Annotated in this window: 22 protein-coding genes and 2 tRNA genes; 9 read left to right on the top strand and 15 right to left on the bottom strand. The window is 69.4% G+C overall.

All coding sequences use genetic code 11. The features are described 5' to 3' along the window. Positions 1–51: 51 nt before the first annotated feature. Complete coding sequence (locus H7694_RS02130; RefSeq protein ID WP_193597917.1) at positions 52–1,566, bottom strand: L-serine ammonia-lyase, iron-sulfur-dependent, subunit alpha; 1,515 nt, start codon at positions 1,564–1,566, stop codon at positions 52–54. Positions 1,567–1,663: 97 nt separating this feature from the next. Here H7694_RS02130 and H7694_RS02125 point away from each other — a divergent pair, with 97 nt between their 5' ends. Beyond that, entirely contained in the window at positions 1,664–2,599 is a 936-nt protein-coding gene (locus tag H7694_RS02125) for a LysR family transcriptional regulator (RefSeq protein WP_193597916.1), read from the top strand. Positions 2,600–2,781: 182 nt separating this feature from the next. On the opposite strand, the gene H7694_RS02120 is transcribed toward H7694_RS02125, so the two are convergent. From H7694_RS02120 to H7694_RS02110, 3 genes are all read right to left on the bottom strand, one after another. Next, a tRNA-Arg gene (locus tag H7694_RS02120) sits at positions 2,782–2,854 on the bottom strand. 71 nt (positions 2,855–2,925) lie between these two features. After that, entirely contained in the window at positions 2,926–3,561 is a 636-nt protein-coding gene (locus H7694_RS02115; RefSeq protein WP_227468245.1) for an asparagine synthase, read from the bottom strand. 51 nt (positions 3,562–3,612) lie between these two features. After that, positions 3,613–4,284 (bottom strand): GntR family transcriptional regulator, encoded by a 672-nt coding sequence (locus H7694_RS02110; protein ID WP_193597915.1) that lies wholly within the window; start codon positions 4,282–4,284, stop codon positions 3,613–3,615. Positions 4,285–4,362: 78 nt separating this feature from the next. Here H7694_RS02110 and H7694_RS02105 point away from each other — a divergent pair, with 78 nt between their 5' ends. Then, positions 4,363–5,178 (top strand): alpha/beta hydrolase, encoded by an 816-nt coding sequence (locus tag H7694_RS02105; RefSeq protein ID WP_193597914.1) that lies wholly within the window; start codon positions 4,363–4,365, stop codon positions 5,176–5,178. Positions 5,179–5,181: 3 nt separating this feature from the next. Here the strand turns inward: H7694_RS02105 and H7694_RS02100 are convergent, their stop codons facing one another. The 3 genes from H7694_RS02100 to H7694_RS02090 all read right to left on the bottom strand — a co-directional run bounded on the left by H7694_RS02100 (position 5,182) and on the right by H7694_RS02090 (position 8,198). Continuing rightward, positions 5,182–5,316: a methionine/alanine import family NSS transporter small subunit gene (locus tag H7694_RS02100; RefSeq protein WP_193597913.1), complete on the bottom strand. Its 135-nt coding sequence runs from the start codon at positions 5,314–5,316 to the stop codon at positions 5,182–5,184. Then, the gene (locus H7694_RS02095) at positions 5,313–6,932 is read right to left on the bottom strand and encodes a sodium-dependent transporter (protein WP_193597912.1); all 1,620 of its coding nucleotides are present in this window, start codon (positions 6,930–6,932) and stop codon (positions 5,313–5,315) included. The genes H7694_RS02100 and H7694_RS02095 overlap by 4 nt, the downstream gene beginning before the upstream one ends. A gap of 105 nt (positions 6,933–7,037) precedes the next feature. Next, a complete protein-coding gene (locus H7694_RS02090; RefSeq protein WP_193597911.1) occupies positions 7,038–8,198 on the bottom strand; it encodes an ROK family transcriptional regulator in 1,161 nt (386 codons plus the stop codon). Positions 8,199–8,371: 173 nt separating this feature from the next. Between H7694_RS02090 and H7694_RS02085 the strand changes: the two genes are divergently transcribed. Continuing rightward, positions 8,372–10,837, top strand: a complete 2,466-nt coding sequence (locus tag H7694_RS02085; RefSeq protein WP_193597910.1) for a glycoside hydrolase family 2 protein — start codon at positions 8,372–8,374, stop codon at positions 10,835–10,837. A gap of 11 nt (positions 10,838–10,848) precedes the next feature. Then, a complete protein-coding gene (locus tag H7694_RS02080) occupies positions 10,849–11,727 on the top strand; it encodes a LacI family DNA-binding transcriptional regulator (RefSeq protein WP_193597909.1) in 879 nt (292 codons plus the stop codon). Between the two features lie 28 nt (positions 11,728–11,755). On the opposite strand, the gene H7694_RS02075 is transcribed toward H7694_RS02080, so the two are convergent. From H7694_RS02075 to H7694_RS02055, 5 genes are read right to left on the bottom strand one after another with little or no spacing between them, the layout of a single operon-like run. Continuing rightward, the gene (locus H7694_RS02075) at positions 11,756–12,916 is read right to left on the bottom strand and encodes an SGNH/GDSL hydrolase family protein (protein WP_193597908.1); all 1,161 of its coding nucleotides are present in this window, start codon (positions 12,914–12,916) and stop codon (positions 11,756–11,758) included. Continuing rightward, the gene (locus tag H7694_RS02070) at positions 12,913–13,791 is read right to left on the bottom strand and encodes a carbohydrate ABC transporter permease (RefSeq protein WP_227468244.1); all 879 of its coding nucleotides are present in this window, start codon (positions 13,789–13,791) and stop codon (positions 12,913–12,915) included. Before H7694_RS02070 ends, H7694_RS02075 begins: the two co-directional genes overlap by 4 nt. Next, positions 13,788–14,729 carry a carbohydrate ABC transporter permease gene (locus H7694_RS02065; RefSeq protein WP_193597907.1) on the bottom strand — a complete coding sequence of 314 codons (942 nt, stop codon included), beginning with the start codon at positions 14,727–14,729 and terminating at the stop codon, positions 13,788–13,790. The genes H7694_RS02070 and H7694_RS02065 overlap by 4 nt, the downstream gene beginning before the upstream one ends. Before the next feature lie 2 nt (positions 14,730–14,731). Next, positions 14,732–16,021 carry an ABC transporter substrate-binding protein gene (locus tag H7694_RS02060; protein ID WP_193597906.1) on the bottom strand — a complete coding sequence of 430 codons (1,290 nt, stop codon included), beginning with the start codon at positions 16,019–16,021 and terminating at the stop codon, positions 14,732–14,734. 45 nt (positions 16,022–16,066) lie between these two features. Continuing rightward, positions 16,067–17,158 carry a zinc-dependent alcohol dehydrogenase gene (locus H7694_RS02055; RefSeq protein WP_227468243.1) on the bottom strand — a complete coding sequence of 364 codons (1,092 nt, stop codon included), beginning with the start codon at positions 17,156–17,158 and terminating at the stop codon, positions 16,067–16,069. Positions 17,159–17,387: 229 nt separating this feature from the next. Between H7694_RS02055 and H7694_RS02050 the strand changes: the two genes are divergently transcribed. Then, on the top strand, positions 17,388–18,173 hold the full coding sequence (locus H7694_RS02050; RefSeq protein ID WP_193597905.1) for an IclR family transcriptional regulator: 786 nt from the start codon (positions 17,388–17,390) through the stop codon (positions 18,171–18,173). Further along, on the top strand, positions 18,154–20,697 hold the full coding sequence (locus tag H7694_RS02045; protein ID WP_193597904.1) for a hypothetical protein: 2,544 nt from the start codon (positions 18,154–18,156) through the stop codon (positions 20,695–20,697). The genes H7694_RS02050 and H7694_RS02045 overlap by 20 nt, the downstream gene beginning before the upstream one ends. A gap of 83 nt (positions 20,698–20,780) precedes the next feature. Here the strand turns inward: H7694_RS02045 and H7694_RS02040 are convergent. The 3 genes from H7694_RS02040 to H7694_RS02030 all read right to left on the bottom strand — a co-directional run bounded on the left by H7694_RS02040 (position 20,781) and on the right by H7694_RS02030 (position 21,619). Continuing rightward, positions 20,781–20,886 (bottom strand) — tRNA-Ser (locus H7694_RS02040). Positions 20,887–21,064: 178 nt separating this feature from the next. After that, positions 21,065–21,274, bottom strand: coding sequence for an AMP-binding enzyme (locus H7694_RS17775; RefSeq protein ID WP_264674912.1), 210 nt, complete (start codon positions 21,272–21,274; stop codon positions 21,065–21,067). A 27-nt stretch (positions 21,275–21,301) separates the two neighbouring features. Then, positions 21,302–21,619, bottom strand: a complete 318-nt coding sequence (locus H7694_RS02030) for a helix-turn-helix transcriptional regulator (protein WP_193597903.1) — start codon at positions 21,617–21,619, stop codon at positions 21,302–21,304. Positions 21,620–21,898: 279 nt separating this feature from the next. Between H7694_RS02030 and H7694_RS02025 the strand changes: the two genes are divergently transcribed. The 3 genes from H7694_RS02025 to H7694_RS02015 are packed head-to-tail and all read left to right on the top strand — an operon-like array spanning position 21,899 to position 23,559. Continuing rightward, a complete protein-coding gene (locus H7694_RS02025) occupies positions 21,899–22,633 on the top strand; it encodes a hypothetical protein (protein ID WP_193597902.1) in 735 nt (244 codons plus the stop codon). 1 nt (position 22,634) lies between these two features. Next, positions 22,635–23,252 (top strand): M23 family metallopeptidase, encoded by a 618-nt coding sequence (locus H7694_RS02020; protein WP_227468242.1) that lies wholly within the window; start codon positions 22,635–22,637, stop codon positions 23,250–23,252. Between the two features lie 19 nt (positions 23,253–23,271). After that, the gene (locus H7694_RS02015) at positions 23,272–23,559 is read left to right on the top strand and encodes a hypothetical protein (RefSeq protein WP_193597900.1); all 288 of its coding nucleotides are present in this window, start codon (positions 23,272–23,274) and stop codon (positions 23,557–23,559) included. Positions 23,560–23,591: the final 32 nt, after the last annotated feature.

The raw sequence follows: 23,591 nt of genomic DNA, 5'->3' as shown, positions 1-23,591 counted from the left end.
GGTCAAGCCCTGATGCGGCTCAAGCTCGGATGCCGCGGCGTCCGGATGCTCTCAGCACTCGATGACGTTCACCGCGAGGCCGCCCTCGCTGGTCTCCTTGTACTTCGTCGACATGTCCAGGCCCGTCTGCCGCATGGTCTCGACGACGGCATCCAGCGAGACGAAGTGCTCGCCGTCGCCGCGCAGCGCGAGGCGCGCGGCGGTGACGGCGGTGGATGCCGCGATCGCGTTGCGCTCGATGCACGGGATCTGCACGAGCCCGCCGATCGGGTCGCAGGTCAGGCCCAGGTGGTGCTCCATCGCGATCTCGGCGGCGTTCTCGATCTGCCGGTTCGTGCCGCCCATGACGGCGGTCAGGCCCCCGGCGGCCATCGCGCACGCCGAGCCGACCTCGGCCTGGCAGCCGCCCTCGGCGCCCGAGATCGAGGCGTTCGCCTTGAACAGCGATCCGAGCGCGGTGGCGGTCAGCAGGAAGCGCCGGATGCCGCGGCGGCGGTTCGCCTCGGCGGTCTGCTCGTCGTCGAGGCCCGTCGGCAGGCTCAGGGAGCCATCGGCGTTCGGGGTCTCATACTGGCCGCCGAAGCCCAGCAGCGCGCTGCCGACCAGCTCGCCGTAGGGGGTGACGGCGTTGCCCGCGCCCAGACCGGAGTCGGCGAGGAAGCGCCACCAGTACATCGCCACTGCGGGCAGGATGCCGGCCGCGCCGTTGGTCGGCGCCGTGACGACCCGCCCGCCGGCGGCGTTCTCCTCGTTGACGGCGAGCGCGAAGGCACCCAGCCACTCACCGGGCAGCTCGCGGCGCCCGTCGGTCTCGGCGGCCTCGAGCTGCTCGCGGATGTCGGATGCCCGCCGCTTGACCTTGAGGATGCCGGGCAGCGTGCCGCCCGTGTGCAGGCCGGCGTCGACGCAGGCTGCCATCGCATCCCAGATCGCGTCGAGCCCAGCGGCGACGTCCTCCTCGCTGCGCACCGCCATCTCATTGAGGCGGGCGACCTCGGCGATCGAGAGTCCGTTCTCATCGCACAGGGCCAGCAGCGACGCGGCATCGCTGTACGGATACGGCTGCTCGGCGGAGGTGATGCGCGCCTCCTCGCCGTCGCGGCGGATGAAACCGCCGCCGATCGAGTAATACGTCTGCTCGGCCCCGACCCCGCCGTCGGCGTCGAGCGCGCGCAGCGTCATGGCGTTGGGATGCCCGGGCAGGCGGGTGCGCGGGGTGAAGACGATGTCATCCTTGGCGAACGGGATCGGATGCCGTCCGGCGAGGGTCAGCATCCGGCCCTCCGGCCACTCCTGCCAGACCGCCCGCACGTCGTCGGGATCGCAGGTCTCGGGCCGCAGGCCCTGCAGTCCGGCGACGACGGCATCCGGGGTTCCGTGGCCGAGGCCGGTGGCGCCCAGGGACCCGAACAGCTCGCAGGTGACGCGCTCGGCGCGCTCGAGCAGGCCATCGGCCTGCAACCTCTCGGCGAAGTCGACTCCGGCTCGCATCGGGCCCACCGTGTGGGAGCTCGATGGTCCCACACCGATGGAGAACAGATCGAAGGCCGAGACGTACGCAGTCACCCCTCAAGCCTAGATCCGCCGGCCTGCTTCCGGGTCCCAGCCGTGCACGCCCCATGAGGTCGATGCATTATGCGTCTGATATCGATAGCCTGGGCACATGAACCTGGAGCAGCTGCGCGGATTCGTCGAGGTCGCCCGCCTCGGCCATTTCACGCGCGCCTCCGAGTCGCTGCACCTGGCCCAGCCGTCGCTGAGCCGCCAGATCTCCACGCTCGAGCGCGAGCTTGGGGCCGATCTGCTGCACCGCGCGCGGGGGCACATCTCGCTCACGCCGGCCGGTGAGGCGCTGCTGCCGCGCGCCCAGCGCATCCTCGCCGAGGTCGGTGCCATCCAGGACGAGATGGACGAACTCGCCGGGCTGCGCCGCGGCCGGGTGCGGCTGGGCGCCCCGCCCACGCTGTGCGGCAACCTCGTCGCCGAGGCGATCGCCGTCTTCCACGGCGCGCATCCCGGCATCGACCTGCATCTCGCCGAGGCCGGCTCGCGCACCCTCGTGGAGCGGCTCGCCGTGGGGGGCATAGACATCGCGCTGGTCACGGCATCCGACACCCGGGTGATGCCCGGGGTCACCCTCACGCGCATGCCGCTGCTGGCCGAGGAGCTGGTCGTGGTCACCTCGTCGAGCTATCCGCTGGTCGCGGAGGGGGCGACGATCGGCCTGGCGTACCTCGCCTCGCTGCCGATGATCGCGCTGGATCGCAGCTACGACCTGCGCGCGACGATGGATGCCGCGTTCCGGGCCGCCGGCCTCTCGCCGAACCCCGTGCTGGAGGGGCCCGAGATGGACACCGTGCTGCGATTCGTCGAGAAGGGCCTCGGCGTCGCCGTGGTCCCCGCGATGGTGCTCACCGATCGCCCTGAGCTGCGGTCGGCACGGCTGTCGACCACGCTGAGCCGCACGGTGAGCCTGGCGCATCGCTCGGACGTCACGCCCGGCGCCGCTGTCGCGGCGATGCGCGACGTGATCATCGCCACCGCCGCGCGTTTCGTCGAGCGCGACTCGGCCCTGCGCAGCCTCCGCGACGAGGACTGACCCCCGTCCCCTGGCCTCGCCACACCTCCCGCCGAAACCCCTCGTGAGTGCCCAGACCCCTCGTGATTCGCGCCATTCACGAGGGGTATCGACAACCACGAGGGGTTTCGGCGGGGTGGTGGAGAAAGGAAGAAGACCCCGGGGTGGAGCCCGGGGCCTTCAGCTACTGTCTCAACACAGTGCGCGCCTCGAGGGACTCGAACCCCCAACCTTCTGATCCGTAGTCAGATGCTCTATCCATTGAGCTAGAGGCGCACGGCCCGCTCAGCGGGCCAGGGAACAGCCTACAACACGCCTCGCCGAGAAGCGAAATCGAGGCGGTGCCGTCAGGGGCTGTCCGCGTGTCGCGCTTCGCGCCGGGCTGCGCGCTCGCTCTTCGCGGCCTGCTTCTCGGCGGTCTTCTCCGCCGCCTTCTCGCGCTTGCGGCGCGCTCGCTGCTCGGACGACAGCGCCTGCAGGTCGACCAGTCGCAGCGCCTGCATCCGCGCTTCGCGCATCCGGTCGTAGTCGGGGTCCTGGTCGGGGCGCATGCCCTCGACCTGCAACCGGCGGTCGAGGTTGGCGCGCACGTCTCCCCAGGCGGCGGCGCGGGCCTGCTCGACGAGTTCGCGCAGCACGTCGGGTTCGTCGGTCATCTTGCGCAGCCGGTCGGCGACACCCGCGGACTGCTTGGCGCGGCGGCGCAGGTTGCGCACATCGCGGTCGCGGTAGTCGTGGGTGCCGTGCGGGTCGGAATGACGGCCGCGGGCGCGCTTGCGCAACTGGACGAGCAGCTCGGCGGCCTCGTCGGACTCGTGCGCCATCGCGAGGAGCGCCGCGCGGGCCTCGTCCATGTAGTGCTCGATCTCGAAGGTGCCTCCGCCGGCGATGGTCCCGACCAGGATCTGGTTCTTGACGGTCAGCCGGGCGGCCGCTGTGGCGATCGCGACACCTTCGGCGATCGCATCCGATGTTCGTGTCACACGCACCTCCCGAATCGAGCGTACCGGGCGCCACCGACCCTGCAGGGGAACTCAGCGCACATCGTCAGCGCGATCGCCCGCACCGGTGCGAAGACGCCGCTCGGCGGCGTCGCGTCCCTCGGCGAGGTGGGCGGGGATCAGCGCGCGGATGGCGGCGATGTCACCGTCGCGCATCGCCGTGAGGATCTCGCGGTGCGTGGCGGCCATGTGGCCGAGCTCCTCGTGCTGGCCGAACAGCCAGCGCAGCCGCGTCACGAGGATCGCGGCCAGTTCGTCGAGCATCGCGTTGCCGGCCAGGCGGACGGCGGTGATGTGGAACATCGCGGATGCCGTGCGCGCGGCATCCGCATCGCCTGAGGCGGCCGTCTGCTCCTCACGGGCGACGATGGACTCGAGCAGGCGCAGCCCGTCCTCGTCGATGCGCTGCGTGGCCAGCACGAAGGCCAGTGTCTCGATCGCCTCTCGGACCTCGGCGAAGTCCTGCACGTCCTGCACCGAGAACTCCCGCACCACCGCCCAGGTGCGGGGCCGGGCGACGACGATGCCCTCGGCCACGAGCGCCTTGATCGCCTCGCGGACCGGAAGCCGCGACACCCGCAGCTCGGCGGCGATGTCGCGCTCGATCAAACGCGAGCCCGGCTGCCGGCGGCCGAGCATGATGTCGTCGCGCAGCGCATCCGCCACGCGTGCCGACTCCAGCCGCTCCGCCCCATCCAGGCCCATGGACGGATTCAATCACCAGACGGGGACATTCGACCAGGCTTGAGCTTCCCGACATGCCGCCGATGCCATGCTGGAGGGATGACACGCCCGCGCGCCGAGCTCGATGGAATGATCCGCCTCTACCCCGCCGGGGACGGCCCGCTGCGCGGAGCCGGACTGCTGTGGGCGCACGGCGGCGGTTTCGTGCACGGCGACCTGGACATGCCCGAAGCGGATGCCGTCTCGCGCGCCTTCGCCTCTCGCGGCGCCGTGGTGGCGTCGGTCGACTACCGGCTGGTCGGCGACGGTGCAGGGCGCTTCCCGGCCGGCTCCGACGACATCCTCACCTCGTGGGCCTGGCTCGCAGAGAACGCGACCGAGCTCGGCGCGGATCCCGCGCGGCTGTTCGCCGGCGGCACGAGCGCCGGCGGCAACCTCATCGCCGGCGCGGTGCTGCGGCTGCTCGGCCACGCGCCGGCCACGGCATCCGCTCCCCTGCCCGCCGGGGTGTTCCTCGCCTACCCGACGCTGCTGGCGGTGCAGCCGGCGCCGTCGCCCGAGCTGCGGGCGGCGCTGGACGCGAATCCGGATGCCGACCGGTTCGCCCCGGCCGGCGTGCTGGAGATGTACCGCACGTACCTCGGCGGCGACGTCGAGGGCGCCCCGCTGCCGGCGATCCCCGGGCTCGCGAGCGTCGCCGACGTCACCGGATTCCCGCCCACCATCACGATCAACGGCGACACCGACGAGCTGCGGGTGTCGGGTGAGGCCTTCGCCGCGACGCTGATCGAGGCGGGCGTGCCTGTCGACCTGTCACTGGAGCCGGGCACGCAGCACGGCCATCTCAACCGTCCCGAGGAGCCCGGGTTCGCGCCCACGATCGCGCGCGTCACGGAGTGGATGGCGGCGCACTGACGATTACAGCTCGACAGGCGGCTGCGGCTCGGCCTCGGCGACCTCGGGGTGACGCGAGAGGTTCACGATCCCGGCGACGAGGCCGCCCCAGACCGTGACCATCGCGATGATCATCATGGTGATGGCGATCGGGGTCATGACCGTGCTCCGTTCGATGCGACGCCGGGCAGGACCACCGCGCCCGTCTCGGTGTTCGGCGGGTAGTTCTCGTCGACGAGGAACGCGTCGTAATCGGGGTCGCTCTTCGCATGCGACCGGCTGCTCCACGGCAGCAGGGTGAGCAGCACCGCGAGCACGACGAGGGCGATGACCATGCCCCAGCCGAAGATCCACAGGAACCAGTCGGGATAGTCCTCGTAGGGCGTGCTGGTCTTCGCAATGATCTCGCTGACGAAGAGGTACCCGAGCACGACCGGGCCGAGCAGGCCGACGAGCAGCATCCAGATCCAGCCGACGCGGAAGCTCGAGCGGCGGTTGAGGTGCTCGCGCAGCACGGGCAGGCGGTGCAGGATCCAGGCCACGAGGATCACGGCCACGAGTGCGACCGCCATGATGCCGAACGCGTTGACGAAGGCATCCGTCGCGTCGAGCACGAACAGGGCGGTGGTCGTCGAGAACAGCGCGACGGAGATCAGCGCGATCGGGATCGAGACGACCAGTGTCGTCCGCACCCGGCCCCAGCCGAGCTTGTCCTGCAGCGAGGCGACGATGACCTCGAGCACCGAGATGAGCGAGGTGATGCCGGCGAACACCAGGGCGCCGAAGAACAGCACGCCGATGATCGAGCCGCCGGCGGCCTGCGACACGATCGTCGGGAAGGCGACGAAGGCCAGTCCGATGCCGGCGGTCGCGACGCCCGAGACATCCGTGGCCTGCGCCTGGGCCATGAAGCCGAGGGCGGCGAACACGCCGATGCCGGCGAGGATCTCGAAGCCCGAGTTCGCGAAGGCGACGACCAGGCCCGACCCGGTGAGGTCGGTCTTGCGCTTGAGGTACGACGAGTAGGTCACCATGATGCCGAACGCCACCGACAGCGAGAAGAAGATGTGCCCGTAGGCCGAGGCCCAGACGGCGGGGTCGGCGAGCGCCTCCCAGTTCGGGGTGAAGAACGCGTTGAGTCCGTCCACGGCGCCGGGCAGGAACAGCGACTGCACGACCAGCACGGCGAACATGACCGTCAGCAGCGGCATGAGCACCATGTTCGCCCGGCCGATGCCGCGCTTGACGCCCAGCGCCATGATGATGATCACGACGAGCCAGACACCGATCAGCGGATACCCGACCTGCGGCACGAACTGGGTCGAGACACCGGCCCCGAGATCGCCGAGCTGCAGGAACTCGCCGAAGAAGAAGTCGTTCTCGTTCCCGGCGCCCCAGGTGGTCTGCGCCGAGAACCAGGTGTACATCGCCGCCCACGCGATGATGACCGCGTAATAGGTGGCGATCACGACGCAGATGAGCACCTGCCACCAGCCCAGCGGCTCGGCGGCGCGGTGCATCCGGCGGAACGCCAGCGGTGCCGACCCGCGGAAGCGGTGGCCGATCGCGTAGTCGAAGAACAGCAGCGGGATGCCGGCGGTCAGCAGCGCACACAGGTACGGGATCAAAAACGCGCCGCCGCCACCCTCATAGGCGACGTACGGGAAGCGCCAGATGTTGCCGAGACCGACGGCCGAGCCGATGGCCGACATGATGAAGACGTTGCGTGAGCCGAAGCCCTCGCGTCGGGTGGGCTGCGTGGTCGGTTTCGCCATGCCGCTGAGAATACTCCTCAGGCGCACACGGATGCGGTCGCATCGCCGCCCGCGGGGTGAGGCGAGGGCGTCAGAGCGTGGTCATCCCGCCGTCGACGAGGCTGGTCAGCCGATCGTCGAGTCGAGGACGAGCGCCGCCGCGCCGATGGCGGGAGCGTCGCGGACGCTCACGGATGGCTCCACGCGCACGCGCGAGCCCGCCGGGGCGCCGAAGCGCTCGTCGAGCCGGGACTGGATGCCGCTGATGAACAGCGAGATGGCACTGCCGAACCCGCTGCCGGCGAGCACGACCCGATCCGGATCGATCAGGTCGACGAGCGTCGCCACGGCGGTCGCGAATGCGGACACCGCGGGCTGGAGGGCATCGAGCGCCTCCTGCTCGCCCGCGACAGCGGCCAGGTTGAGCGTCTGTTCGCCGACCTTGCGTCCGACCGCGTCGCGGTAGCGGGTCAGCGAGGCGGTGCTGCCGGCGATCGCCGACAGGCACCCGCGTGCACCGCACGAGCAGTGCGGGCCGTTCGGATCGACGCTCATGTGACCGAGGTCACCGGCACGGCCGTGGGCGCCCCGCACGGGGCGGCCGTGCAGCACGATGCCGGCGCCGATGGTGCCGTCCATATGGATCAGCACGAAGGCGTCCGACTCGCCGACGGCGCCGCTCCACCGCTCGCCGACCGCGGCGGCGAGCGCGTCCCGCTCGATCACGACGTCCGCATCCATTCGCTGTGCGACCCCGTCGCGCAGGGGGAACGACGCCCAGACGTCATCCGGCGGCTGCGCGGTGTCCGCGTGCACCGGATGCTCGAGCGCAGCGGGCACTGCGAGCCCCACCCCGATGACGGTCGCCCTGTCCAGTCCGAGGGAGGCGATCAGTCCGTCCGCGCTCTCGGCCAGGCGATCCAGATACTCGTCCGGCTGCGCACCGCCGATGCCCGGCATCCGGGATCGCCCCACAACGGCTCCCCACATGTTCGTCACCACGATGACCGTGGCGGTGAAACCGAGTTGGATGCCGATGGCGAGGCGAGCACCCGCATCGACCTCGAGCAGCACCTTGCGCTTGCCGCCCGTGGACTCCGCACGGCCGGTCTCGACCACCAGGCCGTCCGCCAGCAGACGACGGACGACGCCGGTCATGGTCGCGGCGGTGAGCCCGGTCGACTCGGCCAGCTCGGTGCGGCTGATGGGTCCCCGCGAGCGGATGACTTCGAGCACCAGCCCGCGCGTGTCCCGGCGCTGCGCGCGGACCTCATCGGACGATCCCATCGGACGATCCCTTCATGAGGTTGGCGGCGAGGTCGGCAGCGACGTCGGCAGGCAGGCGCGCAAGCACGCGGGCAGGCCCGCGTCGCTCAGTGTAGCGAGGGGCTCGCCAACGACGATCCGACCATGCCACACTAAGTTCACCTGTTTAAGAAAGTTCGACGAGGGGAACCGTCATGCATCTCGACCTGGCCACCGGCTGGACCGTCCGTCTCGTCACAGGCGACGCACCGGATCACCTGGCCGGCCACCTTGACGGGGTACCCGCGACCGTTCCAGGGGTGGTGCACACCGATCTGCTCACCGCCGGCCTGATCACGGATCCCTTCGTCGACGACGCCGAAGCGTCGCTGCGCTGGATCGGCGAGAGCGACTGGGAGTACCGCACGAGCTTCGAGTGGTCCGACACCGGCGACACCCGGCACGACCTCGTCGCCGAGGGTCTCGACACGGTGGCCCACATCGAGCTCAACGGCCACTCCGTCGCCCGCACCGCCAACCAGCACCGCGGCTACCGCTTCGCCGTGGGCGAGCTGCTCCACCCCGGCCGCAACGACATCGTGATCACGTTCCGCTCGCCGTACGCCTACGCACGCGAGCAGGAGCAGCTGCTCGGCGAGCGCCCGCACTCGTACGAGAATCCCTTCAACGCCATGCGCAAGGCGGCCTGCAACTTCGGCTGGGACTGGGGTCCCGATCTCGCGTCGGTCGGGATCTGGAAGCCGATCGGCGTCCACTCCTGGTCCGGCGCGCGGATCGCCGCCGTGCGTCCTCTCGTCGACGTCATCGACGGCGTACCCACCGTGACCGTGCACGTCGACGTCGAGTGGGCCGACGCCGAGCCCGCAGAGGGTGCGGAGCTCGCCTTCGAGGTGGCGGGTCACACAGCGCGAGTGGCCCTCAGCGCCGGGCAGACCTCTGCATCCACGACCATCGACGCCCCCGGCGCCGCTCTGTGGTGGCCGCGCGGTCACGGCGAGCAGGCGCGCCACGAGCTCGACGTGCGCCTGTCGAGTGACGCCGGCGACGAGCTGTCGCGCTGGAGCCGCCGGATCGGGTTCCGCAGCGTCGAGATCGACGTCGCACCTGACGAGCAGGGCAGCGCGTTCCGCATCATCGTCAACGGCGAGGATGTCTACATCCGCGGCGCGAACTGGATCCCCGACGACGTCTTCTTCCCGCGCATCACCCGCGACACGCTGCAGAAGAGCATCACCGATGCTCTCGAATCGAACATGAACATGCTGCGGGTCTGGGGAGGCGGCATCTACGAGTCCGAGGACTTCTACGATCTCTGCGACGAGTACGGCATCCTCGTCTGGCAGGACTTCCTGCTCGCCTGCGCCGCCTACGCGGAGGACGACGTGCTGTGGTCGGAGTTCGAAGCCGAGGCCACCGAGGCGATCACCCGGCTCACCGCTCACCCGAGCCTCGTGGTGTGGAACGGCGGCAACGAGAACATCTGGGGCTACATCGACTGGAACTGGCGTTCGCAGCTGGGCGACATGACCTGGGGCGAGGGGTACTACATCGACCTGTTTCCCCGCCTCGTCCGTCAGCTCGCACCGAACACGCCGTACTCCGAGGGCAGTCCGTTCTCGTTCAGCCGCTACGTGCACCCCAACGACGACGCGCACGGCACCATGCACATCTGGGACGTGTGGAACCGCGTCGACTACACCCACTATCGCGACTACCGGCCGCGGTTCGTGTCGGAGTTCGGCTTCCAGGGACCGCCCGCCTGGTCGACGCTGGAGTACGCCGTGCACGACGAGCCCCGCGATCCGTTCGGCCCCGACATGCTCGTGCATCAGAAGGCCGATGACGGCAACGGCAAGCTGCAGCGCGGCCTCGGCGAGCACCTGCCGCAGCCGGAGTCGTACGAGGACTGGCACTGGACGATGCAGCTCAACCAGGCGCGGGCGGTGGCCTACGGGATCGAGCACTTCCGGTCGCTGTTCCCACTGAACCGCGGTGCGATCGTCTGGCAGCTCAACGACTGCTGGCCGGTCGTCTCGTGGGCCGCCGTCGACGGCCTGCGCCACCGCAAGCCGCTCTGGCATGCGCTTCGCCGCGTCTACGCGGACCGGCTACTGACCATCCAGCCGCGTGATGGCGGACCGGCGGCCGTGCTGCACAACGACACCGCCCAGGCGCTGTCGACGACCGTGGCCCTCACGCGCCGCTCCCTGACCGGAGAGACGCTCGCCGAGGAGCGGATGCCGCTCGAGGTCGCCGCCCGCGGCGGCGCCGAGCTCGCGCTGCCCGCCTCCATCGCATCCGCCGAGCGCCCGTCGCACGAGTTCGTCACCGCGATCGCGGACAGCGGCGAGCGCGCACTCTGGTACTTCGCCGAGGACCCCGCACTCGCGCTGCGCGCGGATGCCGTGGTCGCGACCGCGTCGGACACGCCAGGCGGGTACGTCGTCCGCGTCGAGGCGCGGGGCCTGGTGAAGGACCTCATGATCCTCGCCGACAAGGTGGATGCCGAAGCCCGCGCCGAGGATGGTCTGCTCACGCTGCTGCCGGGTGAGAGCGCGGAGATCCTGGTACGGGCGCGCTCCGGGCTGGATCCGATGGCGTTCACGGATCCGCGCGTGCTGCGCACGGCGAATGATCTCTGCGACCTGCGGGATGCGTGATACTGCTGAGCATGACCCCTGCCACTTCGGAGGCCGACACCGCCGCGGCCGCTGATCACCGGGCCGTAGGCCTGGTGCTGCGCCGCCCGGTGCGGACGCTGGGGATCGAGGCCTTCTACAACGACTTCATGGCCGGCGTCGAAGACGTGCTCACCGCGCACGGTCGCGCCCTCGTCCTGCAGGTCGTGCCCGACATGGCGTCTGAGCTCGACGCCTATCACCGCTGGCATGAGAGGGGTAGGGTCGGCGCGGTGCTGCTGGTCGATGTGCTCGTGCCGGAGGACCCGCGGCTCGGTCTCGTCGACGAACTCGGCTTCGCGGCTCTCGCGCTCGCCCACCCGGATGACGCCGGTGACCATGCCGTGCTCTGGACCGACGAGTCAGCGGTGGTTCAGGGCGCCGTCGATCACCTGATCGCGCTCGGGCACTCGCGCATCGGCCGGGTCGCCGGTCCCGTCGGCTTCTCGCACACGCAGCGACGGACGGCGGCGTTCACCGAGGCCGTCCGGGCGGTCGGCGGGGTGCCCGCCGTGGCGAACGCCGACTTCTCGCCGGAGGGCGGCGCGGCCGCCGCCGACGAGCTGCTGAGATCGGATGCCGCGCCCACGGCGGTCATGTTCGACAACGACGTGATGGCCGCAGGGGCGGTGGACGCCCTCACGGCGCGCGGTCTGCGCATCCCGGACGACCTGTCGGTGCTCGCCGGCGACGACTCGGTCCTGTGCCGCGTCACGCGTCCGCCGCTGACGGCGATGAGCCGCGACATCCACGCGCTCGGCGAGCAGGCCGCACAGGCGCTGCTGCGTCTGGTGGACGGCGCGGAGCGCACCGTGATCGCTGCCGTTCCCCCGCGGTTGATCGCACGCGAGTCCACGGCCACGCCACGCTGATCCGCCGACGCAGACCGCCTGAACCGTGCTATCCCCTCACCGCCCGCACCGCCGCGTCATCCCCCTCGAACGAGAAGTCCCGCGCGGCCGCCGCGATCGCCGCGTGCCCCTCGGGGCTGGGGTGCACGCCATCCTCGGTCATGCCCGGCCGCCACAGGCCCGGCTCGGCCTCGACCGCGGCGGCGAGGTCGAACACCGCGTCGAGCGGGGCGGGCACCGTCCGCAGCCAGTCGTTGATGATGCGGCGGGTGTCGTTGCCGTGATCCAGCCGCTGCGCCTCGAGCGTGCGCCAGCCGTCGGTGCTCGTCGTCGCCGGCGGCACCGTGGTCGCGATCAGGCACGGGGCGACGGTGGCGAGCACACCCCAGTGGTTCAGCATCCGCTCTCGCACCTCGGCGACCCCCGGCACACCGCAGCGGATGTCGTTCGTGCCGAGCGCCGTCAGCACGGTGGTCGGTGACGACCACTGCACCTGCGCCAGGCGCAGCGCCAGCTGCGACGCCGTCATGCTGTTCTCCAGCCGCGCGCCGCTGACCGAGATGTTCATCACGTCGCAGCGCCCGTCGAACCGGCGGCGCACCCAGCCGAAATGCTCGGCGCCTCCTCGGCGGTCGCCGAAGCCGACTCCGTTGGAGTCGCCCACCACGAGCAGCAGTGCTGAATCGGCTTCCGGCGCCTCGGCGAGCACCTGCCACGGCCCGTATCCGTACGCGGATGCCGTGGGCACCGGCCGTCCGCGGAGGTCTCCCGCCGCCACTCCCTCTCCCGAGGACGCATCGGTGCTCGAACCGAGCGGGAACCGCCCGCCCGGCCCGACCGAGACGACCGTGCAGGTCGACAGCAGCATCCGATCCGCCCCCGCACCGCCGTGCGGATCGAGCGGCACCGGATCGGACAGCACGGTCGCGCCGGGTTCGATCCGGATGTGATCGCGTCCGTCGAACGTCACCGGCAGGATGCCGCCCGCCCGCACCTCGGCGCTGACCCGGATCGGGTCGGTGCCGGGCAGGCTGTCCCCGTCGGTGTTGTACCAGTTCGCGAAGACCAACCGGATGCTGGCGGCCGGCCTCAGCAGTTGGTGCGTGAACAGCGTGCTGAGGGTCTGCGTGGTGCCGTCCGAGAGATTGCGGCCGTCCCCTACGCGCACCGGCTGGTGCGTCGTGGATGCGATGGGGGCGAGCGCGCTCATCCCTTCAGCCCGCCGGCGAAGCCGTGGATGATGTGCCGCTGCAGGAAGAAGTACACGATGAGCACCGGCATCGCGGCGATCACCATTCCCGCGAAGATCAGACCCCACTCGCTGGCGAACTCTCCCTGGAACGAGAACACCGCGACCGGCAGGGTGCGGTTCACCGACCCCGACACGTACAGCAGCGGGGTGAGGAAGTCGTTCCAGATGTTGATCGCGTTGACGATGATCACGGTGCCGGTGACCGGCCGCAGCAGCGGGAAGACGACGTGCCAGAACGACCGCCACCAGCCGGCACCGTCGATGCGCGCCGCCTCTTCGTAGGTCGACGACTGGGCGCGCAGGAACCCGGTGTACAGGAACACCGTCATCGGCATCATCGATCCGGCGTAGAAGATGATCAGCGACCAGTAGCTCTGCAGCAGCCCCACGTCGCGCATGAGGTTGTACAGCGGCACCATGCCGAGCTGGCCGGGGATCATGAGGCCGAGCATGAACAGCATCAGCTTCGGCGTGCTGGTGCGGCGGCTGCCGCGCGCGATGGCGTAGCCGGCCATAGCGCCGATGATCACCACGAGGGTGATGCTGACGCTCGTGATGAGCGCGCTGTTCAGCAGCGCCCGGCCGAGGTTCGCCTGCGACCACGCCGTGGCATAGTTGTCGAGGAACAGCCCCTTGGGCAGCGCGACCGACGACTCGGCGATCTCGACCGGCGCCTTGAACGACATCGTCAGCATGATGTACAGCGGGAAAAGGTACGCCACGGTCACCAGGACCATGACCACCTCGAGCAGCGGACGGCCGTAGCCCTGCCGCATCCGGCGCCGGCGGGGCGCAGCCTCGCTCTTCGGGACGGTGAGGGTCATGGTGCTCATGCCTCCTGCTCCCCTCGCCGGGTCAGACTCATCTGCACGAAGACGATGGCGGCGACGATCATGGCCAGCACGAGGGCGATGGCCGAGCCGTAGCCCTGCTTGCCGTACACGAACGCCTCCTGGTACATGATGAGTGACAGCGTCTGCGTCGAGACGCCCGGTCCGCCGCCGGTCATCACGAAGATCTGATCGAACAGCTTGAGCGACGAGGTCATGGTGAGCACGGTCGCGATCGTGGTCGCCTGGCCCAGCAACGGGCGGGTGATGCTCCAGAACCGGCGCATCGGCCCCGCCCCGTCGACCGCGGCGGCTTCGTAGAGCTCATCGGGGATGCCCTGCAGCCCGGCGAGGTAGATCACCATCGACATGCCGACGTGATGCCAGATGACGCTGCCGATGATCGACCACAGCGCGATGTCGGCGTCGCCGAGCCAGCTGGCCTTGAAGGCGCCCAGGCCCAGGAAGTCCATCGCGGAGTCGAGCGGGCCGTTGGGCGTGTAGATGTACTGCCACAGCAGACCGGTGATGATCGGGGGCAGCATCATCGGCGCGAAGAAGATGGTGCGCAGCAGGTTGCGTCCGCGGATGGCGCTGTTCAGCGCGACCGCAAGCAGCAGGCCCAGCGTGGTCTGCACGATCGTGAGGGTGACGGCGATCGTGAGCGTGTTCAGCAGCGCGGCGCGCGCGGCCTCGTTCTGCAGGATGGTGACGAAGTTCTCGAAGCCGACCCAGTCGCCGCCGCGCAGCGTTCTGGCGTCGGTGAAGGCGAGCACGCCGCCGGCGACGCTCGGGTACAGCACGACGACGATGTAGAAGATGAGGGCAGGCAGCAGGAACCACTGCGGCACCCGGTTGAGGCGGAACACCCGGCCCGGCTTGCGGGCGGGGCGCTCCGAGGAGCCCTGCGCGTCCGCAGGGCTCCTCGGGATGGCGGTCATCGTCAACGCTTGACTCCGGCATAGGCGGTGTCGAGGTCGGCGAGCAGCCCGTCGATGTCCTTGTCGCCCTGGACGACCTGCTGCAGGCCGGCCATCAGCGCCGCGGCGACCTCTCCGCCCGGCCAGGTGTGGTTGGCGAACGGCGTGGTGCGCTCCTCATCCAGGTAGACCTGGATGGCGGTGTTGAGCTGGTTGTCGACCGGCGTCGCGTTGGTCAGCGCCGGGATGGCGCCCTGCGCCTCGGCGAATGCCGCCGCGTTGTCGGGCTGGGAGATGTGATCCAGGAACGCGAGAGCGGCATCCGGGTTCTCGGTCTTGCTGCTGACGACGAGGAAGTCGGGGCTGAACGGGATGAAGGTGTCGTCAGCCGAGTTCGTGGCCGGGAAGGCGAAGATGCCCAGGTTGTCCCAGCCGCCCTTGGTCATCTTGGCGAGATTCGGCGAAGCACCCGAGGGCATGATCACGATCGCGGCATCGCCGTTGCCGACCGCCTGCATCGCCGGGTCGCCGGGGGTGCCGAGCGGGTCGGCGGTGGTGTAGCCGTCTTCGATCAGGCTCACGATCTTCTCGAAGGTCTCGCGCCATCCGTCCGACTCGGCGAACGTGGTCTTGCCGGCGTTGAGCTCTTCGTAGAAGTCGGGCTCGGCGCCGTTGACGAGGGTGGCCGAGAGTGCGTAGGTGATGAACTGCGTCACGTAGTTGTCGGCGAAGCCGAGCGAGATCGGCACCTTGCCTGCGGCCTTGAGCTTGTCGGAGACCTCGATCAGCTCGTCCCAGGTGGTGGGCGGGGTGACGCCGGCCTCTTCGAAGACGCTGATGTTGTAGAAGGCGAGGATGGCCTGCCCGAAGGTGGGGTAGGCGTAGGTGCCGCCCTCGTAGACCTGCAGCGACTCGAACGCCTTCGGCACGTTCGCGGTCCAGTCCTCGCCGGAAAGGTCGCGCACGGCGCCGATGTCGGCGAGGTTGAGCACCGAGGAGGGTGCCGCCCAGCCCGGCGCGGAACGGAAGATGTCGGGTGCGGTGCCGCCGTTGATCTGCAGCGAGAGCTGCTCGTTGAGGGCGCCCGCCTCGGCGAACGTGGTCTCGAAGTCGACCCCGGTCTCCTTCTCGAACGATTCGATGAGCGCGCCGATGCCGATGTCGCTCGTCGTGGCGATGCTCAGCTCGCCGCTCACCTCACCGGTGCTCTTGGGTGCCTCTTCGCTCGGTGCGGAGCAGCCCGTGAGGGCCAGCGCCGCGACGAGCGACACCCCGGCGAGCCGGGTGAGACGACTCGACATGAACTGTGACATGCGATCCTCCATTGGATGATTGGTAACTCGGGTGATGCAGGACGGTCAAGAGGTCGCCGGTGATCCGGCGCTCTCGGGCATCGCGGGGAACTCGATGATGATCTTCCCGGCGAGGCGTTCAGGGTCGGTGAGCTCGTCGAAGGCCGCGGGGGCCTCGTCGAGTGAGACCGCTCGCTCGATCAGCCGATCGAGGATCTCGGGCACCGTGGCCGCCCAGGCCGCCGTCTCGGCGAACTCCTCGGCGGTGTAGCAGAAGGCGCCGACGAGCGAGCGCTCCTGGGTGGTCAGGGGGTACGCCTGCAGTTCGACGGCGGGCGCATCCATCCCGACGAGCACGACGGTGCCGCCGGGGGCGGTCACCTCGAGCGCGGTGAGGATGGTCTCGCTGGCGCCGACCGCGTCGATCGCGGCATCCGCTTCGCCGGCACCGAGCGGGACGCTCTCGGTGAACGGATCGAAGGTCTCGGCTCCGATGTCCTCCAGCAGCCGCCGACGCGCCTCGCGCGGCTCGCTGACGATCACGCGCGCGGCCCCCAGACGGATGCAGGCGAGCGCGGCGGCCTGACCGATCGGTCCCCCGCCGACGACGGCGACCGTGTCTCCCGCGCCCACGCCCGCGCGCCGGGCGGCGTGGTACCCGACGGCGAGCGGCTCGACGAGCGCACCGTGCAGCGGGATGCCGCCGAAGGGGATGAGGTTGCGCTCGGGCACCACGAAGAACTCGGCGAAGGCGCTCGACAGAGTCGGGTCGACGCCGAGCACGCGCCGCTGCGGGCAGATGTGCTGCTGGCCGCGCGCGCACCAGGCGCAGTCGTTGCAGGCGAGGGTGGGGTTGACGACCACCCACTGCCCGGTCGCGAGAGTCGTCACGCCGGCGCCGACGGCATCCACGGTGCCGACCGCCTCGTGCCCCATGATCTGACCCGGGAAGCGGCGGCCGTTCGCGCCGGTGTAGCCGTGCAGGTCGGATCCGCAGACGCCGACGCCGTGCACGCGCACGCGCACCTCGCCGTCACCGACGGCCGGCACGGGTCGCTGCGTCACGACCATGCGGCCGTAGTCCTCGAGGACGAGCGCGCTCATCGTCGCCGCCGGGGCGGCGGAGTGCGTCGCGGTGGTGGAGAGGGACAGAGACACTGTTCACCAATCTGTTCCACATCTGGAACCGGGTTTTCATATGCTGTATCGTGCAGACTAAGCCCGGATGCCGACGCCGCGCAAGCCTCACTCGCCGGAGCTTTCCGGCAGGACTGCCGGGCGCTCGATCGAGCGGCGGTTCGGTGGACATCACCGACGGGCGCCCACTAGGGTTCCCAGTACTGTTCAGTCAAAGCAACAGCGATTCGACATATCGAACGGAAGACGAATGCCAGACGACGCCTCCTCGAAGATCACCGCGCCGGCCGCGGACCGGGCCCTGCGCGTGCTCGAACTGCTCGCTGACGCCGAAGAGGGCCAGACGCTCACCACCATCGCGTCGAGCCTGGGGCTGCCCAAGTCGAGCGTGCATCACGTGCTGGGAGCCCTGATCGATCGCGGCTGGGTCGAGCGCGACGCCGACCTGCGACTGAGCCTCGGCCTGCGCGCCTGGGAGGTCGGGCAGGCCTATGACCACGCGCAGACGCTCAGCCAGCGGGCACGCGGCTTCATGGACGAGGTGCGCGACGAGATCGACGAGACCGTTCGTCTGGCCGTGCTCTCCGGGCAGGGGCAGGTGTGCATAGCCAAGAGCCCCGGTTCGCACACCCTCGTGTTCGACCAGCGCATCGGCGCCCGCCTGCCCGCGCACGCCACCGGACTCGGCAAGGCGCTGCTCAGCGGCCTCGACGACGCCCAGCTCGACGCGCTCTACCCCGGCGGCGGGCTGGAGCAGTTCACCGAGACGACCATGGCCGACCTGGCTGCGCTGAAGGTCGATCTGGCCCGCGCGCGGGAACTCGGCTACGCCGAGGATCACGGCGAGTACATCCTCGGCATCCGCTGCGTCGCCGTGCCCGTGCTCTCGCGCGACGAGCAGATCGTCGCGGCCCTGTCTGTCAGCGGCCCCGTCCACCGTTTCGACGACGAGCACATCCACGCCGCGCTCACGGCGCTGCAGGATGCCGCCCAGAAGCTGCAGAAGCGCATCAGCGATGACATCTCGCAGTCCTGAGCGCATTCCGGCCCGCGCGCACCGTCTCGCACCGAAGCTGGCGACCGTCACCCTCGAGACCTCCCTCAAGCCCTTCGACGCCTTCGACGACGCCTCGCTGCGCACCGGCGTCGAGGAGATGTTCACGCAGTGGAGCACACTGCTGGCCACCGCCGGCGAGTGCTCGCTGCTGCTGTGGATCTCGGACGGCAGCGAGATCCTCGACTGGGCGGGCGACCTCGCTGCGCCCGTCGTGTGGGCCGACACCATCGGCTTCAACAACGTCGACGCCGACCCCTACGGCGAGCACAAGGAGCCCGAGCGGGTCGCGGTGCGCTACCGCGACGATCCGCCCGCGCTCGACTACGACCGCATCCGCTCGCTCGTGCGGATCATCCGCGAAACCGGCGAGAGCCGCGGCATCCCGACCCGTGTCGGCGCGACCTTCGACCCGGGACCGGAGTTCGCGGCCTCGGCATTCAAGTTCCGCCGGCATCCCGAGATCCTCGCCCGCGGCGCCGATGTCGGCATCGGGCCGATCATCGAGATGGTGCGCCATTTCTCCGTGCTCGACGCCGACGACCATCACTACGCCGCATACCCCGACGGCATCCCGACCGGCACCCGCTTCGGCGAGTTCCTCGGGCGGCAGGCCGACGACTACCTCGCCGCGATGGGCTTCGACTACCTGTGGCTGTCGAACGGCTTCGGCTTCAGCGGCTACGCCTGGTCGGAGCTCGGCGAATCGTTCGACGGGGCGAGCTTCCACACCGACCGCACCGCCGGCCTGCGGGCACGGGCGCTGGAGTTCTGGGATGATCTGCGCCGCGAGCTGTCCGTACCGATCGAGGTGCGCGGCACCAACCAGAGCGCGGGCATCGACATCGGCGCCGACAGCGTGCCGGCCCTGGAGATCTACGAGCGCGGCCACATCGCCGGCCCGCCGCCGAACTCGCCGTGGGGTCCGCTGAACGAGGACTTCGGCATAGAGATCGGCGGATACCTGTCGCGCATCGCCATGCTGCCGACGGGTTCGGAGGGGTACCGGTTCCGCTTCTACGCCAACGACCCGTGGTTCTGGCAGCAGCCGTGGTGGGACTTCTACCACCGCGAGACCTTCGACATCCACCTGCCGCTGAGCGCCGCCCGAGTGACCGGCGACGGCACGATCCAGCCGCCGCGCGAGGTGAACATCCTCTCGATCGACACCGCCCACGGGGTGCTCGACGAGCGCTGCGCGCGCGAGGTGGGCAGCGCGATCGCGATCGACCTCGAGACCCGGCCCGACGCGGCCGGCCCGCTGGTGTGGGTGTACCCGTTCCGGGAGTACCACGAGGCCATGGCCGCCGACCCCGAGACGATCGCGCGGCCCTATGCGGAGGACTGGTATCTGTCCGCGGCCATCACGGCCGGACTGCCGCTGAACACCGTGGTCAGCACCGATGAACTGGCCGGCGCACAGGCGTCGGGCGCGCTGGGGAGCAGCATCCTCATCGTGCCCGCGGGAGCGCTCGCCGCGCACGTCATCACCGCACTGCGCGCGCACCGGGATGCCGGCGGCCACGTCGTCGTCTACGGGTCACTGCGCGGGGTAGCGGATGAGGCGCTCGGGCTGCTGGGGCTCGAGGCGGGCTCTGATGCGGGTGATGGTACGGGCGATGGAGCCGCTGATGGTGCGGCTGACGGTGCGGCGGTCATCGAGGGCGATCTCGCGCTCGTCACCGACCTCGTCGGTGACCGCCTGCCGGGCGGGCGCCGCAGGATGCTGCATCACAACGCGCTGCTGTCCGACGGACCGATCGGTGTCGTGCATCCGGTGGACGGTACTCGGATGCTGGCGAGCGTGCGCACGTCTGCCGGGGCCGAGGCGCCGTACGCGACGGCGTACGGCGGCGGCGACCTCGGATCGCCGGGGACGGCGATCTGGGTGCGCGGCTCCGCGCCGTTCGATTACTCGGAGCCCGATGAGCGCGGCGTGCGCCACCGCATCCTCGTCGACCGCGCGCGGTTCGACGACGCCGCCGCGCTGCTGCGGGATGCCGTGGCAACGCTCGGCGTCTCGGTCTCGCACGAACTGTGCTCGGCGGACGGCGCGCGTGCCGTGCTCGGCATCCGTCGCCACGCCGGCGGGCTGTGGCTGAGCGGGTACGTGCCCGACACGACGACGCGGCTGCGGCTGTCGTTCGCCGACGGCGCGCCGCTGCTGAACCACACCGAGGCGTGGCACGAGCAGGGAGCGACGGTCTACCAGCTGCCGAAGTCGGTGCACGCTGAGTGCCGCGTGTTCGTCACCCAGCAGGCGGAGGGGATGCTGCGCTGCCGCGAGATCGCCCCCTTCCCCGCCGACCGCACCCGCGGACTGCGCGTCGAGGGTCTGACCGACGCCCGGGTCGTGCTGACGCTGCCGCCGGCGACCGCCGCCGGCGCACGCGTCGAGACTCCGACATCACCGGATGCCGTCATCGCGCACGAGGGATCCGACCGGATCGTCGTGACGGGCGTGAGCGGGGTGCTCAGCGTGGCGTGGAGGGAAGAGGGCGTTTAGCCGCCAGAGTCCAGGGCCGAAAAGCGCCACCCACCGCAGCGAAAAATCCGGCCCCCGAGACTTCGTCCCAGGATCCGGATTCTTGGCGGAGACGGAGGGATTTGAACCCTCGGTCCCCTTGCGAGGACTCCACCTTAGCAGGGTCGCGGCCTGGGCCCGGAGCATATCGGTGCCGATCGGGCTCACTCCCCTACTCATGCCTGAGAACCGCGAGATTTCGCGGATCTCGTCTGCATCAGTGTCCAACTCGTCACACACTTCAGACACGGTCATAGCTCGTCAAAATCGCTCTACCCGGGAGACTCCGGACACTTTTCGGACACTTGAGAGTGGTCAGGGTCGGGCGATAAACGACGCCTCGCGCCCCTCACGCTGGTGCACCTCTGTACTGCTGCCGCAGCTCGTTCTTGCGCACCTTGCCACTGGCGGTGCGTGGCAGATCATCCACGAAGATCACGTCGCGCGGGATCTTGTACTTCGCCAACCGGCCCTGCAGAACAAGAGTAAGTCGAGCCGGGTTTGTTGTGCGCCTATTCTTCGGGCTCCAGCCGAGGGTGCACTCAGCGGCGAGCGCCAAACGGCAACGGGGCCCACCCGGTGAGATCTAGATCTCCCCGATCTCCTGCCCAAGCCGCAGATACAGCTCGGTGACAGCTTCGTCGTTGACGCGGTAGACAACCCATTCCCCCCGCCTCCGCACGGCTTTCGGCGGATCAGCCAGTAGAAGCCCCGCCATTTCCAGCTCCCCGAGGTAGGGGACGATCGTCGTCGGCGCCACCTCGAGCGCGTCGGCGATCGCCTTGCGTCCGACGTTCGGTGTGCGGCGCACCTGTCGAATGATCCCCGCTTTGACCATGTTCCCAAAGACGGCAAGCGGCCCCTCGGCTCCTTCGCCATCCACTGGGCGTGCGTACTTGGGCATGCCTCCATTGTGCGCCGTAGGCGTGTACACATCCACTTGGAACCGGATTGATTACCGGTTTACTTCCTAAGTGGATGGGTGTACCGTTCACATCATGTTCAGGTCGACGATGGAGAACGTGATAATTCGCAGGGATGAGCGACCAGTCGTGTCCCCCAAACGGCCTACAGACACGCGAAAGCGGACCGGAGTAACGTCCAGTTCGTCACTGCGGCGTTCGCCGGTGCAGTGCAGCCCCGGCTACGCCGCCATCCTGATGCTTCGGGAGGGCTGACCATCATGGCCAGGGAGCGCACACGCCAACGGGGCCTTCTTTGGGCTCTCATCGGCGGAGCGATCCTGCTTGCTGGCCTTATCGCGATCTTCGTGAACGCCGTGCTCACCCCGCCTGCAGACGACCCGACGCCACCGCCGACAATCGCCCCCTCGGCCCCAACGGGGACCTCGCCGCCGGTTACAAAGGGGGATGTAGTAGACCCCGATGTGGCGGAGGTCGGGTGGGTTCCTGAACCGATCACGACCGATCCGGAACTATACATTCGGCGCGCCCTCGAGGCAGCGTCCGCATTCGACACGCAGCTGGGCGAGCGCGAGGACTGGCTCACTTACCTCGACACCTGGTTCACCCCGGACACCCGGTACACATCGTCCGCCGACCAGCAGGAAGAGATGGAAGCGGCACAACTCGAGCTGCGGCAGTCGGTAGTTCTCCCGGAGCCAGAGTGGGACTCGCTCAGACGAGAGGAAGGACGTGTAACGGCATCCGTTGTCGGCGATATCGACTTCGTCGACGTGCCTGAGGATCCCAGTGGTGACATGCGTATCGGCACGGCGGATGTGACGTTGACGTTCGTGCGGGTTTCTGGTGACGGCTCTGAGCACAGTTACGACGAGACCGTGCGGGTCAGCGTGCAGGTGCTCTGTGGTGAGGGTTCCGTGCCGACGCCGGGGTCGTCGCAGCAACCGGGCGATTGCAAGGTCGTGCGTTACTTCCCGGAGCCCATGGAGCCCTGACGTGGGCGTTCCCGCTTTCGCCATCACGGCCCTCGCCCGCTCGAGGACCGCGCGTCGGATAGTGGTCATGTTGTTCGCGGCGGTGGCGCTGCTTGCCCTGTTCGCCCTCGCTCCGTTGGCGATGATCCCGTTGGCTCTGGCCGGCTCTTCCATCGCCCCCGCGGCCGCGGTCAGCGCCGCCAAAGTTCCGGCAGCCAGCGGAGATTGGGGCTACCCGCTTGCAGGCGGTTACTTCAAGGGTCGCGGGTACGGCTACAACCCGGTCGTCGGATGCTCCTACTGCTCCACTGACCATCAGGGGTACGACATGGCCCAGGGCTGCGGAACCACCATCCACGCCGCCGGCCCGGGCACCGTCATAACCGCTGGCGAGTTCTACGGCTGGGGCAACACCGTCCGCATCGATCACGGCGGGGGCCTTGTGACGCTGTACGGGCACATGCAATGGGAGTCGCTTCGCGTCGCTGTCGGAGATGCCGTCGTGGCAGGTGATCCGGTGGGGTCCGAAGGCAACACCGGTAGGTCCTTCGGCTGCCATCTGCATTACGAAGTCCAGCGCGACGGAGTCGCGATCGATCCCGAGCCGTTCATGACCGCGCTCGGCCTGCCCCTGAAGTGAGACCGAAAGAGAGATCATCGTGCACAGTCCATTCACCGTCGACGTCCCAGATATAAATCCGGACTTCTCCGCCCCGTTCTTCCAAGGGTTACAAGTCATCGCCTCCTACATCCTTGCCGGCGCGATGATCGTGGTCTTCATCATGCTGGTCGTCGCCGGCGCGGCGCTCAGCTTTCGCGGGTTGGCGTCCGACCGTGTCCGCACGTGGGCGGGAGAGAACATCCTGTGGATCTTCATCGCCGCCGCCGTCTTGGGTGCGGCGAACGGACTGTTTGCCTGGTTCGTCAATTTCGACTTCGGGTTCTGATGTACCGAAGGCGCACAACCATCGCGGGAGTC

It is taken from the genome of Microbacterium sp. YJN-G, from assembly GCF_015040615.1.
In the GTDB taxonomy this organism is placed as follows: Bacteria; Actinomycetota; Actinomycetes; order Actinomycetales; family Microbacteriaceae; genus Microbacterium.
Note: the sequence above shows the minus strand (reverse complement) of the source record. Positions and strands in the feature narration are given on the sequence as shown.

Excerpts from the sequence above, each read along its gene's own strand:
- H7694_RS02125 (WP_193597916.1), top strand. The coding sequence starts at position 1,664 with ATGAACCTGGAGCAGCTGCGCGGATTCGTCGAGGTCGCCCGCCTCGGC.
- H7694_RS02110 (WP_193597915.1), bottom strand. The coding sequence starts at position 4,284 with ATGGGCCTGGATGGGGCGGAGCGGCTGGAGTCGGCACGCGTGGCGGAT.
- H7694_RS02105 (WP_193597914.1), top strand. The coding sequence starts at position 4,363 with ATGACACGCCCGCGCGCCGAGCTCGATGGAATGATCCGCCTCTACCCC.
- H7694_RS02100 (WP_193597913.1), bottom strand. The coding sequence starts at position 5,316 with ATGACCCCGATCGCCATCACCATGATGATCATCGCGATGGTCACGGTC.
- H7694_RS02095 (WP_193597912.1), bottom strand. The coding sequence starts at position 6,932 with ATGGCGAAACCGACCACGCAGCCCACCCGACGCGAGGGCTTCGGCTCA.
- H7694_RS02090 (WP_193597911.1), bottom strand. The coding sequence starts at position 8,198 with ATGGGATCGTCCGATGAGGTCCGCGCGCAGCGCCGGGACACGCGCGGG.
- H7694_RS02085 (WP_193597910.1), top strand. The coding sequence starts at position 8,372 with ATGCATCTCGACCTGGCCACCGGCTGGACCGTCCGTCTCGTCACAGGC.
- H7694_RS02080 (WP_193597909.1), top strand. The coding sequence starts at position 10,849 with ATGACCCCTGCCACTTCGGAGGCCGACACCGCCGCGGCCGCTGATCAC.
- H7694_RS02075 (WP_193597908.1), bottom strand. The coding sequence starts at position 12,916 with ATGAGCGCGCTCGCCCCCATCGCATCCACGACGCACCAGCCGGTGCGC.
- H7694_RS02070 (WP_227468244.1), bottom strand. The coding sequence starts at position 13,791 with ATGAGCACCATGACCCTCACCGTCCCGAAGAGCGAGGCTGCGCCCCGC.
- H7694_RS02065 (WP_193597907.1), bottom strand. The coding sequence starts at position 14,729 with ATGACCGCCATCCCGAGGAGCCCTGCGGACGCGCAGGGCTCCTCGGAG.
- H7694_RS02060 (WP_193597906.1), bottom strand. The coding sequence starts at position 16,021 with ATGTCACAGTTCATGTCGAGTCGTCTCACCCGGCTCGCCGGGGTGTCG.
- H7694_RS02050 (WP_193597905.1), top strand. The coding sequence starts at position 17,388 with ATGCCAGACGACGCCTCCTCGAAGATCACCGCGCCGGCCGCGGACCGG.
- H7694_RS02045 (WP_193597904.1), top strand. The coding sequence starts at position 18,154 with ATGACATCTCGCAGTCCTGAGCGCATTCCGGCCCGCGCGCACCGTCTC.
- H7694_RS02030 (WP_193597903.1), bottom strand. The coding sequence starts at position 21,619 with ATGCCCAAGTACGCACGCCCAGTGGATGGCGAAGGAGCCGAGGGGCCG.
- H7694_RS02025 (WP_193597902.1), top strand. The coding sequence starts at position 21,899 with ATGGCCAGGGAGCGCACACGCCAACGGGGCCTTCTTTGGGCTCTCATC.